The sequence below is a fragment of the Rhizobium grahamii CCGE 502 genome (assembly GCF_000298315.2).
Lineage (GTDB): Bacteria > Pseudomonadota > Alphaproteobacteria > Rhizobiales > Rhizobiaceae > Rhizobium > Rhizobium grahamii.
In genome coordinates, this window is record NZ_AEYE02000021.1 from 41,970 (window position 1) to 56,631 (window position 14,662).

The window sequence follows — 14,662 nt, forward strand, 5'->3', positions numbered from 1 at the left end:
GTTCATCGCCCGGCATTGCCTTTCCCGCCTGAAGCGAGCTCTACATGACCTATCCCGATACCTATTACCGCCGCACAATGGCCAACAGTGCGGAGCGGCCGCCCCTTTCCGGTGCCACCGAATGTGACACCCTGATCATTGGTGGGGGTCTTGCTGGCCTGACCACGGCACTACAACTGGCCCGCGCCGGGGTGTCCGTTGCCTTGCTTGAGGCAGAAAGCATTGGCTTCGGCGCATCGGGTCGTAACGGTGGCTTCGTCAGTCCTGGATTCGCAACCGGTGGCGGTGCGATTGCGCGCACCGTGGGCAAGGATGCGGCCCACAAGATTCATCGCCTATCGATCGAAGGCGTGGAGTTCGTCCGCAACACGATCCGTGATCTCGATATATCGGATGCCCAGCCGCAGCCCGGAATTATGAGCGTATTGCGTTATGACGGCGGTGACGGCCTGAAACGGCACGCCGACCAGATGCGACGTGAATATGGCTACGAACTGGAATATCTTGGGACGGACGCGGTTCGCAGCCGTTTGCACTCAAAGCGTTATTTTCAGGCCCTGCGCGACCCAAACGCATTCCACATGCATCCTCTGAATTATCTGCGGGCCCTCGCAAGAGAAATCGAGCGTCTCGGCGGACGGGTCTACGAGAACTCGGCAGCGACGACATGCGAGCTTGACGGTGTCGAGAAGCGCGTCGTGACGACCGGCGGCAAGGTGAATTCGCGCCGCGTCGTCTTTACCACGGGCGGCTACACAGGCCCCCTCGTCGCCCGGCTTCGTCGTTCGTACCTTCCCATTGCGACCTACGTGATGCTGACAGAAGAAGCGCCTGACCTTATAAGCGAGGCAATTTCGACCCGTGATGCGATCGGCGACAATCGCCGGGCCGGGGATTACTACCGTCTCGTCGAGGACGGGAAACGCATTCTTTGGGGCGGGCGAATTACGACCCGCGCCGCATCTCCTGCAGCACTCGCCCGAGAACTGCGCCGGGAAATGACCAGCACCTATCCGCAGCTCAAGGAGTTGCGGACCGAGCTCGCCTGGTCGGGTCTCATGTCCTATGCCCGTCACCTGATGCCCCAGATTGGGCAGATGCAGCCGGACGTTTGGCACTGCACCGCCTTTGGCGGCCACGGCCTGAACACGACGGCAATCGGTGGCAAGCTGATTGCGGAGGCTCTCCTCGGACAATCCGACCGCTACAAGCTGTTCGAGCCCTTTGGCCTCGCCTGGGCCGGCGGCATTGCCGGGCTTGCCACCGCGCAACTGACCTATTGGAAATTGCAGGCACAGGATTGGTGGCGCGAACGCGCTGCCTGATCCACCGGGGGAAATCATATGCTCGGAAAACTTATTCTCACCTATCCCACGGCGATGCGCCGTCTCGGCACGCTGCTCATTTTGTTGGTCGTTGCCGCCAGCCTTTATGCACTTGGCATCAGCTCGGCCTGGCTTGGTAAGATCTTCCCGTCTGCCGTCGTCTGGCTGAAGGAAAACAGGCAGCTCGGTCGTGCCGTCTCGGCTATCGCGCTTGCCTTGATCGTTGCATTCAACTGGAAGCTCCTACGGCTCCTTTCAAGACGGCAACAGGTTGCGGCTGTCTGGCTTGAACTCTTCGCACTACTGATGCTGTTCTTCTACTCATTCGACCTGTCAATCTCGTTTATCGCCCGCAAGGTCGGCTTCATGATCTCTCAGGGTGTGGTCACGACACTCTATATTTCGGCCATTTCGATCGCCATCGCGACTGTCATCGCCCTGGCGGGTGCTATTGCGAAGCTGTCCAAGAATGGCGTCATCTATGGCCTTGCCACCTTCTACACGTCGCTCTTTCGCGGCCTGCCGCTTTTGATGCAGATCTATATTATCTATCTCGGACTGCCGCAGGTCGGCTATGTCATCAGTGCGGTTCCGGCCGGAATCTTGGCGCTCTCGCTCTGCTACGGCGCCTATATGACTGAGATCTTCCGTGCAGGCATCGAGAGTATCTCGCGCGGCCAAACCGAAGGTGCCACGGCGCTCGGCCTCACTCCGAACCAGACCATGTTTCTTGTGGTCCTGCCCCAGGCTATGCGCGTGATCGTGCCACCGACTGGCAACCAGTTCATCGCCATGCTGAAGGATTCCTCCCTCGTCTCGGTCGTTGGCGTCTGGGAAATCATGTATCTCGCCCGCACGCAGGGTCAGACCGAGTTCCGCCATATCGAGATGCTGATCACCGCTTCCATGATCTATTGGGTTCTGTCGATCGGCCTCGAATTCCTGCAGGCCCAGATCGAGAACCATTTCGGCCGCTTCAATGCCCGCTGAGTTCACTTAACGGCGATCGGGTCAACGTCGGCCGGATCCTTGCAAGGCTGGCTTCTGCTGAAATAACCGAAGGGAAATACATGTCGCAATCGTCCAATCCCGAAATCAAGCTTTCCGGGGTGCATAAATGGTATGGGCACTACCATGCCCTCGACAATATCAACCTCGAAATCGCCCGGAAGGAGCGGATCGTTATCTGCGGCCCTTCCGGCTCGGGAAAGTCCACCCTGATCCGTTGCATAAACAGGCTGGAGTCGCATCAGCAGGGCGAGATCATCGTCGGCGGCGTCGAACTCACTGAAAACGAGAAGAACATCGACGAAGTGCGCCGCGAGGTCGGCATGGTCTTTCAGCATTTCAACCTTTTCCCGCATCTGACCATCCTGGAGAACTGCATTCTTGCACCCGTCTGGGTCCGGAAGATGAAGAAGGCGAAGGCGACGGAGATCGCCATGCATTTTCTTGAACGGGTACGGATTCCAGATCAGGCAAACAAGTATCCGGGCCAGCTCTCCGGTGGCCAGCAACAGCGCGTGGCAATCGCTCGCGCCCTCTGCATGAACCCGAAGGTCATGCTTTTCGACGAACCTACCTCGGCACTCGATCCGGAAATGGTCAAGGAAGTACTCGATACGATGATCTCACTCGCGGACGAAGGGATGACCATGGTCTGTGTTACCCATGAAATGGGATTTGCGCGTCAGGTCGCCGACCGCGTGATCTTCATGGATCAGGGACGAGTGATCGAGCAGGCATCCCCGGCCGAATTCTTCGACAATCCGCAAAGCGAGCGCAGCCAGCTCTTCCTCAGCCAGATACTGCACTGACATCCAGTTGGAAAAAATGCCGACGATGGAAATCTGGGGTGTTGACGCTTTTTTCTCGGGGTGTGAGCCAGGCGGTTGTCCGGCGCCAAACTTTCGAGGATACGGATTTCATCGCCGGTTTGAGCCGGTAATCGGCCGCAGCCTTCTCGCACCCAGCAGCCTTGATCGTGCTCAGGTGACTGGTTTCACGCGCAAGCTTCTGTTCTACGATTATCGGATGGGCCGAGGCTCCTGTGGGAATCCCCCGACGTAGCAGCACGTCCGCGCCGCGCACTCCCGACCGGAAGCGAGGCTGGCCTGAAGAGTGTCACCAGCAATGTGGGCTTGAAGAAAGCCGGCAATGAAACTGTCGCCCGCACCCGTGGTGTCGACGATGGAGACGGGCGTAATTCCAGTTTCCGCATATTGCCTTCCGTCACTTGCCGCTGATCCCTCGCTACCGCGTGTTACCACGGCAAGCTTCGCACCCTTGGTGAGAAAACCCCGCATCATCGTAGCAGCCTTGCCTCGATCCTCGCCCGCGGAGCCGAAGGCGACATCGAGCCCTTCGGTACCAAGATGGATCCCGTCGTTGTTGACCGAGACGTCCTGAGACACACAGGTGCCGGCATCGGCGAGCCTGCGGCGGGTCGTGCCACAATCACAAATCCAACCTATGTGCACATGGTTCATGCTGAACAGGATCCGGAAATCTTCATCGCTTGGAACATAATCCTGGCAGACACCGAAATCCTCATAAGCAAATATTCGATCTCCAGATGGCGTGACATCGATGTTGGTAAAGGCGGTATTGCCGGGCAACATGCGGAGATTATCGACGTTCACCCCATTCGAAGCAATGAGGTCGCGCGTGCGCTCGCCATCGGCATCGCGCCCGACCGCTCCGAAATAGTAGGCTTCGTGCCCGAGTAGCGCGAGCTGGACAGCAACGTTAATGGCGTTGCCACCGATGAGGGCCAGATTGACAGGCGACTGGAAGCGATCGACGCAGTTATCGCCGACAACGGCGAAGCGGAGACGGGACATGGAACCTCGGGTTGACAATCATTGCTGGCAGGGCCGCGAGCTTCCAAAGGTTGCCCACGGTCCTAGCTGAGGGAAAGCACCTGCAGATTGCTTCCCGGATCGGATCATGACGTCAAGACCGTTCAGTAGGCAACCCGCTTGTAGTATCGGCGCGTCGTCAGCGGGTGACTGCGGATGACTTCGAGGTGGGCGCTGATGCGCTCCAGGACGGTGGCAAGCAGGATCGGTGAGATCAGGCTGCGGACTTCCGGCGAAATGCCCGGGAGATCAAAGGCGGCGGTGTCTAGGACAGTCACCTTGTCGGTATAGGCTGGCGCGAAGTTTTCAAGGCGCTCGGCGAGCGGACGGCATGCATCCTCACCCTTGAAGAGGATGACGCTGACGCCCTTCTCGACAAGTTCCAGCGTCCCATGGAAAAAATCGGACGCGTGGACGGGACGGGTGCGGATCCACTGCATTTCTTCGAGGATGCACATGCCGTAGTAGAACGCTTCGGCCCAGACGTTCCCAGCACCCGTAATGATATGGTAGTCGGATCCGGCGAGGATATGGGCAAAGTCTTCCGCCTTGTCCTCGTACGCACGCTTGACGTCGATCAAGAGCCTTGGCAGCTTCTGAAGCTCGCCGATAAGGTGGTCGTAGTTGGCGATCTCGCCGCGATGGTTCATGATCGACAGCGCGATGAACAGCGACTGCAGATAGAAGGACTCGCAGGACGTATCATCTTCCGCAAAGTTTACGAATACATGGTCGCCACCCTTTCCAAGGGGTGTTTCCTGATGACCGACCAGTGTCAGTACAGTGGCACCGATTTCTTTGATCTTGGAAAGAAGAGCCACGCTTTCCTTCGTCGTACCGGACAACGATGGCATGACAACAATGGAGTTTTTTGTAAGGTTGGCCGAGCCCGTGATGGAGAGTTCAGCCGTCAGGTCGATGAAGGCGGGGAAACGTGAGCTGCGTTGAAGCAGCTGGTGAGCCGGTTGCATGAGGATGGCTGCACCGCCGGTCCCCAGAAAGAAGACATTCTCGGCCCCGGCCGCAAGGCAAGACGTTATGACCTCGTCGAAGCGCTTGGCAAGGCCCGCAGCGCCCGACTGGATGCGCAGGAATCTCTGTTCGTCAAAATTAAGCATGGATAACTCTCTGTTGTCATGATCACGATAGCCCGATCGCCGCTTCCCTTGTCGACCGAAACAAGTTGTAAGACAACTGACATCTATGTCGGATGGTGTCAAGAGGCTTGGGATCAACTTGAACGCCAGCACACCGGAGTGCCGTTCGACGAGGCCCATCGGCGAAAAATCAGCTTCGCTTGACCTTTTTAGATTTGTCAGACAAGAAGGGCCACGTCTATGAAACATGCGAGGTCTGCCTTGGACGAACCCCTGCGCGATACGCGCACCCTGGTTATCCAGCTCCGCGATCGCATAGCCGATCTGATCCGCGATGAAGGCTTGAACCCTGGCGACAAACTGCCGACCGAGGCACAGTTAACGGCGCGCTTCAAGATTTCGCGACCCGCCTTGCGCGAGGCCTTAAAGCTCCTGGAGCAGGACGACATCATCTATGTCGAGCATGGGCGCGGCCGCTTCATTTCGGCCATGTCGGCTGTGCAGGTGGATCGACCCATTACCGTGTTCGAAAGCGTCACGGATATGGCACGCCAATACGGTTACAAGCCCCACAACAAGGTGCTCTCGATCTCGGAGGAGGCGCCTGAAGCTACCGTTGCCAAAGCCCTTCACCTCAAATCGGGCGAACGCGTCATTCGCGTCGAACGCCTCAGGCTGGAGAACGAAACGCCGATCATGTATTGCGTCGACTACGTGCCACGCAGCATTATTCCAACAAGGCTTTACGACATCGACTGGAGCGGGTCTCTGCTTTCTTTGCTCGAACAGTACAAAAACCGGCCGCGGATGTCGGCTGCTTCGGTTGCCGCGGTCATGCTTCCGGATGATGTCGTCGCCCGCAACGACCTGAGGGATTTTGGTCCAGCCCTCTTGATCACGGAGACCTGCTTTAATGCTGCCGGCGTGCCCGTGAATTATGCGATCGATTATCATCGAGGCAGCCATTTCACCTTCAGCCTCGTGCGGAAATAGCACTGTTGCCCAAACCGGAATTCTTGACAGACGTCTTACAACGCCTCGTTGGGCCCGATACGAGCGCTTGGAGATAGTTCATCTCCATGACTGCCCGAAGGTGAATTTGACTGGCGCCGATGACGCGCATCATCGGGCCGGGCGCAGGAGAGCCTGACGCAACCGGCCGGAATCTGGACTTCGAGCACGTTTATGGGATTCTGTGCTGATAACATCACGTCTTGAATCGCTCTATAGTTCCGCCATAGTTGTTGGGATTGAATCTCGCAAGTCGGAAGGGGACGCATCAGGGAGCACTATGGATTGGGTCCACCTCAATCGGCGGATCGGCTGGACGAAAGGTCCCAGTTATCTTCTTCGACACCTTGCCTTGCCGGCGAATCCATTCTTCTTTTAGACGTCATGGCAGACCTCAGCCGTCCGAGACCACTCGACATTGCGATAAATCATAACAGGTCCATAATGGATCTTGGCCTTTGTTTTGGTTCACTCTGGAGGAGGACTGATATGTCGACTTTGATAGCTATTGTTTATCCGACCGAGGCCAAGGCAGAGGAAGTGCGTCAACGCTTGTTCGAAATGCAGAAGGAGTATCTGATCAAGGTTGGAGACGCAGTGATCGCAACCAAGACAGACGGCGGAAAGGTAAAGCTCAACCAGTTAGTCAACACGACGGCTGCCGGCGCTGCATCTGGAAGCTTCTGGGGCCTCCTGATCGGCGTACTCTTCCTCAACCCGCTCCTGGGAGTGGCTGTCGGAGCAGCATCCGGCGCCATTGGCGGGGCGTTGACGGACGTCGGAATAAACGATGACTTCATGAAAGAGCTTGCCGCTAATCTTGATCCGGGCAAGGCGGCGTTATTCGTCCTGATCCAGGAAATGACGGAAGACAAGGTACTGAAACAGATATCGGCCTTCGGTGGTGTCGTGTTGAAGACCTCGCTCGATGAAACCAAGGAACACGTCCTGCGGGAAGCGTTGCAAAAGGCGGCCTCGGCCAGCTAGGCTAAAGCGTCATTTTTGATCGGATGCAAGGATGTACCCCCGATGTTTCTTTGCATCGTCACAACGCGTATTGCGCGTCACAGCGCCGCCGCATTTTCCTCGATGCGTTCAGGACCCGAGACCGCAAGCGGGTTCATGGCCGATCATCATAGTTCCACCGACGACGATCGCACGCTTTGAACCCAAGAAGCGATCGGTAATCCAACACCCTGGATCAGCATATCGGCAGATGCCGTATAAAGCCCGTAGATCGGTGCCGCGTCGCAGTGGTCAGACCAAGTCCGCCGGACTGAACGTTTGAACCATCAAGGGATCAGGATGGCCCGCATGTCGTGGAAGCCCACATCTAGACAAGAAGGGGCAACAAGACCCGGAGATACTTCACGGACGTCGGCATCGGCAGCAGGAGCAAATCGTCCTCGGAAGGGGACAAAAAGCATACTTCGGGCGTCCAAAGAAAAGCTGGACGATGGAACGCTTCGCAGTCCGAACAGACTACCTTCCGGAAATCGGTAAAACGTCGCCGATTTAAGTGCGTACCCGAAGCGCGCGCTCGGTTCTGTCGGCAATCTGGGTGACCGCATAGGCAATCACCATGTAGATAACGACGGCCACGAGGAAAGCCTCGAGATAGTAGAAGTTCAGCGCTGCGGTCAGTTGTGATTGGGCGAAGATGTCGACGACCTCGATCGCGAAACCAAGGGACAAGGCCTTCATGATGACCATGAACGAGTTGGCAAGATCCGGAATCGCCGCCACGATGACCTGGGGCAGCATGACCCGCCGAAAGAGCTGGCTGCGCCTGTAACCTAAGGAGAAGGCTGCATCCGCCTGGCCCTTGTCGAAGGAGTTCAGGGCACCTTTAACTACCTCCGCCTGGAAGGCAGCGACACAGGCCGTCAGGGCGACAATGAGAGTTACCCAATTCGGCGTCGAATGGCCATTGTACTCCACACCGACGAGCGACGTCAGGAACTCCAGGGTCGACGGTAGTCCGTAGTAGGCGAGGAAGATCACCACCACCATCGGAACGCCTTTGAAGGCTACCTTGTAGGCGGCGACAAGCTGGCGAAGCACGGGAATTCGTCGATACTCGACCATAGCGAACAGGCTGCCGATAATCGTCGATAATACGAAGATGGCTAGCGCCATCGCAAGCGTCAGCGGTACCGCGCCAAGGATGTCCAAGAGGTCTGGAAGAAGAACTTCGATATCGAACATGATGCGCTCCTCCCTTCGATTAGACGCTTGCCATCAGCGTGGTACGGGCCGGCGGCGTGCCCGGAACGAACTTCGCGGAACGAAGCTCGAAGAAGCGGACGACCAGCCAAGCGAACAGGCACATGACCGAGTAGAGCGCCGCTAATACGAGGTAGGTCTCGAACTGGTACTGGTTGTAATCGCGTTCCATGACAAGATGAGCCGTTGCCATCACATCGGCCGCCCCGATGTACATGACCAGTGCGACGTTGTGGATCAGATAGATGATGGAATTCCCATAGCCCGGCAGCGCGATGTGTACGGCCTGTGGGGCGATAACGCGTAAGAGTTTCTGCCGGAAGCTGTAGCCAAGACTGTCCGCCGCCTCATGCTGACCACGTTCGACAGCGAGATAGGCAGGACGCATTACCTCCGACAAATATCCCCCGTGGTACAGGCTTAGTCCCAACATTGCAGCGACCGTCGGCGATACGAAATCCTCAAGGCCTAAAACATCCACCAACACAGGAAGTCCGTAGAAAGCCACGAAGAGCTGAAGCACGACAGGAACGCTCCTGGCATAGGATACGTAGAGATCGGCCAGCTGACTGATGAAGGGTATCCTGCGGACCCGGAACGTCGTCGCAATCAATGCCAGCACAAAGCCGGCGACCATGGCCGTGAGCGTGATCGCAAGCGTCAGCGGCAAAGCCGAGAGCAGCTCGGGGATCATTATGGATAGGTCCACGTCGGAACACTCCTTCTTTCAGTCTTGGGCCAGGTCTCCGGCTTTAGAGCCCGGCGTTACTTCATGTACGCCGTGATGTCCTCGCTGAACCACTTCTGCGAAAGCTTGGCGAGCGTACCATCGGCGTGAAGTTCCTTCAGAGCCTTGCCGATACCATCCGCCAGTTCCTGATTCTCTTCGGACCGGTGGATTAGAACGAACGTTTTGTTGATGGCGACTGGCTCGCTTGCCTGGACGTTGAGCTTCTGCTGGTCGATCACCGTCTGCTCGCCAAGATTGGACGGGAGGACGAGCGCATCGTACTTGCCGTTCTCGACTTCCTTCAGGCGGTCCGGATAGGGAATGCCGGCACTCGAAGCCGTAACTTCGATCTTGTAGTCGGGATTCTTTTCCTGCCAAGCGGTAGCGAACTTGTAGATGCCACCACCCGCCGTCACCGGTACGATCTTCTTGCCGACAAGATCTTTCATCTCCTTGATGCCGCTGTCTTTGCGGCTGTAGATCTTGATCAGGCTGGCGCCGATCGGAGCTTCAGGGATGAGGAACTGCTTCTCCCGCGCGGGCGCCCGATAGTAGCCGCCGGTCGCGATGTCGTACTTGCCGGTTGCAAGTCCCGTCTCCTGGGCTATGTCGGCCGCACCTTCCATGACGAACTTGTACTGGGGAAGCTTCGCGTTGATCGCCTTCAGCACATCGGGCTCATAGCCTTGCGGCTCTACGCCAATCGCACCCCAGGACAGCGGCTTTGATTCCGCAGCGGTGGCAATCTTGATCGTCCGGACGGCGTCTTGGGCATGGGATGCGCCCGCGATTGCGAGAGCGACGGACATGCTGGCGACGGCAATGCCGAGACCGCGGCGGGAAAGTGAACTCGGAGAAGTCATTTCTGGCATCCTTTCTCTATTGGATGGTTTTTTCTGAATTGAGGAACTGGGCAAGGCGCGGGTTGGAGGGCGTATCGAAGATCTCGGTCGGGCTGCCGTCGGCTGCGACGACGCCGCGATCCATGAAGACGATTCGGTTGGAGATGTTCTTCGCGAATTGCATCTCATGGGTGACGAGGAGTGAGGTAATCCCCGAGGAGGTCACGTCCTTGATCACCTTCAAGACCTCGTTGACGAGTTCAGGATCGAGCGATGACGTCGGCTCGTCAAAGAGCATCACGTCCGGCTTGACCGCGAGTGCTCTGGCGATTCCCGTTCTCTGGAGCTGGCCGCCGGAAAGCTGGGACGGATAGCTGTTCAGCTTGTCTGAAAGCCCGACCCGGTCTAGCTCCTCCAGTGCAATGGCGCGGGCCTCATCCTTAGACTTGCCCTGCACGACCACCAGCGGATCCATGACGTTCTGCATCACGGTCATGTTCTTGAAGACGTTGAACTGCTGGAACACCATCGCGGTGCGCAGACGGATCGCCTGGACGGCCGCTTTATCCGGTCGGGCGAAATCCATCCTAATGTCGTCGAACGTGATCGATCCGGATGCGGGCTTGGCCAGATGGTTGATGCACTTCAAGAGCGTCGTCTTGCCGGTCCCGCTCGGTCCAATAATCGAAACGACGTCACCTCGCTTTACCGAGAGATCGACCCCCTTCAGGATATCGGTGCTACCGTAGGACAGCTTCAGGTTCTTGATCTCAAGCATTTCTGGTCTCAGGTCCTTTCGGATGATAGTTCGGGAAGCACTCCGGTCTTGTCCTCTTCCCACTCGTCTCCGAGGAGCTCCGGCGTGTCGAATGCCTCAAGATTTTCGAAGTGCTTTTCGCGGTCGCTGACGAAAAGCGACCTGACAATGCCTCGGGCCAGGCGGTCGGCACCTTCACTGATCGCCGGAATGTCGCCTGTGAGTTTCCCATGGCTGAGCGTCGCCGGGAAATTGAAGCAGTGGATCTTCGCCAGCGCCGGGCATGCGCCAGGTTCCGTCTCAAGGAATTCAAATGCTTCTCCGAGGTCAGGCGAAGCTTCGAGTTCTCCGTTCGACATTCCCGCGGGCGTAGGAAAGCGATCCCGCCAGAGCCGGATATAAGGCGCGACAGCGGCGAGCTCCGGACGGCCATTCAAGTCGATCTTAAAGCCAGTTCCGAAGACTATGAAGTCTACCGCGTAGCGACCTTTCGGCGTCCTGACGACCACATGGTCGCCTTCCTGTTCCAGACCGATAATGGGGCTTCCAAGGTGTAGGTGGGCCTGTGGGAAGGAACTGACGCGCTGGACACTTGGCCGAGGCGGCGGTGTCTGCTGACCCATGGCGTAATTGAGGAACCGCCACTTCCATTCGTCAGGAAGGCCTGCAAATCCATGCACGACGCCCTGGCTCCCTATACCGGTGAACTTGTTGATGCGCGGCAATTCCTTGCGACGGACGAACATGTCGAGCTGAGCGACGCCGGCTTCCAGAGCTGTCGCGGCGTTGTCCATGGCCGACGCACCTGCGCCGATGACCCCCACCCGCTTTCCCGTAAGCGCCGAGAAATCAATCTCGTCGGCCGTATGAGCCCAGAATTTACGATCGATGCCGTTCGCAATCGGCGGCACGAAGGGTCCGCCCAAACCGTCGCGGCCAGTCGCAAGCACGATGTGTCGGGTGGTCATCGTTTCCTCGCGACCGCCCTGACGACAGATGAGATCGAGCATCCCATCGTCGCGCGGCAGGATCGCATCGACAGAGATGCCATTTTGCACGGGGAGCTCGAGGACCCGGCGATACCAAACCAGATATTCCATCCAGGTCTCGCGTGGCGCGCGGTCGAGCGCGATCCAGGCTTCACGACCGTAACGCGCTTCGAAATAGGCGCGAAACGTCAGAGCCGGCAGGCCCATCGCCGGGCCGGTGAGTTGCTTGGGAGAGCGAAGGGTTCGCATTCGCGCGAAGGTGACCCAAGGGCCCTCACGCCCAGCCGGCGCCTTGTCGAGTACGACGTGGTTGGCGACCCCCATGCGCTTCAGCATTCCCGAGGCTACGAGGCCGGCCATTCCACCGCCGATAATCACAACGTCGACGACCGGCCGACCATCAACCACGCGTGGCGGCACCCATGCCTTGGCAGGCAGCTCAAGCCATGCGAGATCCTGACGGAGTCGGTCCTCGAGGGCCTCAAGTCCATTCGGGAATGCGCCGAGGTCGCTCATCGCGGCGCTCCTTCAGAAATTTCCGGCGACCCATAGACTGTGTCCGCAAGCGCCTCTGAGCCGTTCGAATCGATTATGCGGCAACCGGACATCGCCAAGGCCTCGGCTCGTGTCGTATCGATCAGGGCGGCGACCGTCGGGGTGAGTGGCAACGCCGCGGCTGAGATGGCTCCAAAGAGAAAAGGTATTGTCTGATCGATCGCACGCATCGCGATCCCATCCAAAGGAATGCCCCGGACAGTCGCCGGTTCAACGATCGCTACTCCTAGCCCTGAGCGAACCAGCGAGAGCGCTGTCAGTGATGCGTTGACGTCTATGATGCGATCCGGTGATACGCCTGCCCGGTCCAAGGCTTCATTGACGCGGTGCCGCAGTCGATAGGGATTTGCAAGGGTAATGATGCGGCGGTCGGCGACATCCGTGAGCCGCACCACGTCTCTCGCGGCGAGCGGATCGCTGGCACCAATCGCCACGACGCAGGGCGCCTCGGCAATCCAATGGATTTCCAGCCCAGGATGTTCGAGCGGAAGGCTTGATATACCAACGTCGGCCGACCGGGCAAGGACCGCCTGAACGACATTCTCTGCGGCAAGCGCCTGTATATGAAGATGACGCGGGATGAGGTTAGCAGCGACAGCGGCGAGCGCTTGCGGCAAGATCCCAGCGGCTAGTGACGGTGTTGCCGCGACCGTAATCGTCATCGGCTCGTCAAGCGCAATCGCCTCTGCCCTCTCGCGGATATGGGCCAGGCTGGCGAGGTGACGCTCGACTTCCGCATGAAACAACAGGCCGCGGGAGGTCGGCGTGATACGCGGACCGCTCCGATGTAGCAGAGCATAGCCGAGATCTGCCTCGAGGTCCTGGATCAGCCTCGTAACCGCGGGCTGTGAGCGGCCAAGCAAACGCGCGGCGCCGGTCACACTGCCTGCAGACATGACAGCTGCAAAGGCCTCCAGTTGGCGAATATCGAGCGGAGTAGAATGCATATTGGACATCAACCATCCTCTTTCATGTCAGTAAAGCATGGGTTTTCCCTGAAAGCGACCCAGAGTAGATAATAATTTCGCATCAATGTGATGCTATCATCGCGGTTTGACATAATGGCTTGCCCCGCATACCTATGAGGTCCCGTAATATCGAGGAGCCAGTTTTGACACTCATCGAAACCCTAGCCTCCGTGAAGCCGGGCTCAGCACTTGCCGAAGCCATGGAGAGGCGTGCAGAAATACTACGCCTGAGCGAAGCCGCGCACGATGCGGTGCTCCTGCCCCGTGATCCCGGCGGTCTGTCCCATGGGCTCAGGGCGGCGCTCGCTGCTCGAATGGCCCGGCAAAACAACAACGAAGCGCTTGCGCGACATTACGACAGTTTGCTCACACGGGCTGGCGAGCCACTGGTCGCTACGCTTGTAGACCCGGACACGACTGTGGAGGACCTCCGCGTCGCGGAAATCGTTCGGCACGTCGACAGGCTGACACTCGCGCCGCGAGAGGCGACCCGCGCCCACATCCATGCACTGCGCGACGTCGGCGTAACGGATGCCGACATCGTCCGGCTTTCGGAGCTCGCCGCGTTTGTGAGCTACCAGGTGCGCGTCATTGCAGGCCTTGCGCTGATTGGGGGAAAACAATGAGCCACGTTATTCACAGCTTCACGACAAGAGTGCCGCGGTGGCAGCCCTATATCGTTCCCGTGAGCCTGGAGACTGCTACGGAAGAACAACTCGCGGCCATGCAGGTCACGCCGTCGAACAAGGGTATTTCGCCATACGTTTTGACGTTGGCGCACGATCCCGAGTCCCTCGCCATCCGCTCGCCCCTGTTCAACCTGATCATGTACGGGAAGGACGGCTTGGCGTCGAGCGAGCGCGAACTCGGCGCAACCGCCGCCTCCGTTGTCAATCGCTGCGTCTACTGTGCAGCCGTTCATGCTTCACGCTTCATCGGCCATACAAAGCGTAGCGACGTCATCGAAGCGATCTTTGCCTCTGGAACCGACGTGGAGCTCGACGAGCACCTGCAAGCAATTTTCGACTTCTCCGCGCGATTGTCCACCACCCCGCCGGAAGCGACTGAAGCTGACGCCCAGGCGCTTTCCAACGTTGGCTTTTCTGAGTTGGAGTCTCTCGACCTCGTCCTGTCGTCCGCCATCTTCGGCTGGGCGAACCGGCTGATGCATACCCTCGGCGAACCAATTGAGGGCTGAAAGGTCGCGACCATCGGTGAATGCGGGGGCGAGTGAGATCTCCAGGATTGGCCCGGCGGACCGACGTTGCTTAGGGCATGAAAATCGACCTCCCTTCGCTCCG

Annotated in this window: 14 protein-coding genes and 1 pseudogene; 7 read left to right on the forward strand and 8 right to left on the reverse strand. The window is 58.3% G+C overall.

The genetic code is table 11. The annotated features are described in order from the left end of the window. Positions 1–44: 44 nt before the first annotated feature. From RGCCGE502_RS17730 to RGCCGE502_RS17740, 3 genes and pseudogenes are all read left to right on the forward strand, one after another. The gene (locus RGCCGE502_RS17730) at positions 45–1,325 is read left to right on the forward strand and encodes an NAD(P)/FAD-dependent oxidoreductase (protein ID WP_016555563.1); all 1,281 of its coding nucleotides are present in this window, start codon (positions 45–47) and stop codon (positions 1,323–1,325) included. 18 nt (positions 1,326–1,343) lie between these two features. Further along, positions 1,344–2,315, forward strand: a complete 972-nt coding sequence (locus tag RGCCGE502_RS17735; RefSeq protein WP_016555564.1) for an amino acid ABC transporter permease — start codon at positions 1,344–1,346, stop codon at positions 2,313–2,315. Positions 2,316–2,434: 119 nt separating this feature from the next. Beyond that, positions 2,435–3,142 (forward strand): annotated as a pseudogene (locus RGCCGE502_RS17740) (amino acid ABC transporter ATP-binding protein); the annotation flags it as partial. Between the two features lie 210 nt (positions 3,143–3,352). On the opposite strand, the gene RGCCGE502_RS17745 reads toward RGCCGE502_RS17740, so the two are convergent. Both RGCCGE502_RS17745 and RGCCGE502_RS17750 read right to left on the reverse strand, forming a co-directional pair. Beyond that, complete coding sequence (locus RGCCGE502_RS17745; RefSeq protein ID WP_016555566.1) at positions 3,353–4,168, reverse strand: PfkB family carbohydrate kinase; 816 nt, start codon at positions 4,166–4,168, stop codon at positions 3,353–3,355. 122 nt (positions 4,169–4,290) lie between these two features. Further along, a complete protein-coding gene (locus tag RGCCGE502_RS17750) occupies positions 4,291–5,304 on the reverse strand; it encodes an SIS domain-containing protein (RefSeq protein ID WP_016555567.1) in 1,014 nt (337 codons plus the stop codon). A 240-nt stretch (positions 5,305–5,544) separates the two neighbouring features. Here RGCCGE502_RS17750 and RGCCGE502_RS17755 point away from each other — a divergent pair, with 240 nt between their 5' ends. Together RGCCGE502_RS17755 and RGCCGE502_RS17760 are read left to right on the forward strand one after the other, a co-directional pair. After that, positions 5,545–6,276, forward strand: a complete 732-nt coding sequence (locus RGCCGE502_RS17755; RefSeq protein ID WP_019280098.1) for a GntR family transcriptional regulator — start codon at positions 5,545–5,547, stop codon at positions 6,274–6,276. Between the two features lie 507 nt (positions 6,277–6,783). After that, positions 6,784–7,281, forward strand: coding sequence for a DUF1269 domain-containing protein (locus RGCCGE502_RS17760; RefSeq protein ID WP_016555569.1), 498 nt, complete (start codon positions 6,784–6,786; stop codon positions 7,279–7,281). A gap of 528 nt (positions 7,282–7,809) precedes the next feature. Here RGCCGE502_RS17760 and RGCCGE502_RS17765 read toward each other — a convergent pair. From RGCCGE502_RS17765 to RGCCGE502_RS17790, 6 genes are read right to left on the reverse strand one after another with little or no spacing between them, the layout of a single operon-like run. Continuing rightward, positions 7,810–8,502 carry an amino acid ABC transporter permease gene (locus tag RGCCGE502_RS17765; RefSeq protein WP_016555570.1) on the reverse strand — a complete coding sequence of 231 codons (693 nt, stop codon included), beginning with the start codon at positions 8,500–8,502 and terminating at the stop codon, positions 7,810–7,812. A gap of 19 nt (positions 8,503–8,521) precedes the next feature. Then, positions 8,522–9,229, reverse strand: coding sequence for an amino acid ABC transporter permease (locus RGCCGE502_RS17770; protein ID WP_016555571.1), 708 nt, complete (start codon positions 9,227–9,229; stop codon positions 8,522–8,524). Positions 9,230–9,285: 56 nt separating this feature from the next. Then, positions 9,286–10,113, reverse strand: coding sequence for an amino acid ABC transporter substrate-binding protein (locus tag RGCCGE502_RS17775; RefSeq protein WP_016555572.1), 828 nt, complete (start codon positions 10,111–10,113; stop codon positions 9,286–9,288). Between the two features lie 16 nt (positions 10,114–10,129). Further along, positions 10,130–10,870 carry an amino acid ABC transporter ATP-binding protein gene (locus RGCCGE502_RS17780; RefSeq protein ID WP_016555573.1) on the reverse strand — a complete coding sequence of 247 codons (741 nt, stop codon included), beginning with the start codon at positions 10,868–10,870 and terminating at the stop codon, positions 10,130–10,132. A gap of 8 nt (positions 10,871–10,878) precedes the next feature. Continuing rightward, positions 10,879–12,354, reverse strand: a complete 1,476-nt coding sequence (locus tag RGCCGE502_RS17785) for an NAD(P)-binding domain-containing protein (protein WP_016555574.1) — start codon at positions 12,352–12,354, stop codon at positions 10,879–10,881. Further along, positions 12,351–13,349 (reverse strand): LysR family transcriptional regulator, encoded by a 999-nt coding sequence (locus tag RGCCGE502_RS17790; RefSeq protein ID WP_016555575.1) that lies wholly within the window; start codon positions 13,347–13,349, stop codon positions 12,351–12,353. The genes RGCCGE502_RS17785 and RGCCGE502_RS17790 overlap by 4 nt, the downstream gene beginning before the upstream one ends. 155 nt (positions 13,350–13,504) lie before the next feature. On the opposite strand from RGCCGE502_RS17790, the gene RGCCGE502_RS17795 reads away from it, so the two are divergent. Together RGCCGE502_RS17795 and RGCCGE502_RS17800 are read left to right on the forward strand one after the other, a co-directional pair. Next, positions 13,505–13,987 carry a CMD domain-containing protein gene (locus tag RGCCGE502_RS17795; RefSeq protein ID WP_016555576.1) on the forward strand — a complete coding sequence of 161 codons (483 nt, stop codon included), beginning with the start codon at positions 13,505–13,507 and terminating at the stop codon, positions 13,985–13,987. Next, complete coding sequence (locus RGCCGE502_RS17800) at positions 13,984–14,559, forward strand: peroxidase-related enzyme (RefSeq protein WP_016555577.1); 576 nt, start codon at positions 13,984–13,986, stop codon at positions 14,557–14,559. Before RGCCGE502_RS17795 ends, RGCCGE502_RS17800 begins: the two co-directional genes overlap by 4 nt. The last annotated feature ends 103 nt before the right edge of the window (positions 14,560–14,662 follow it).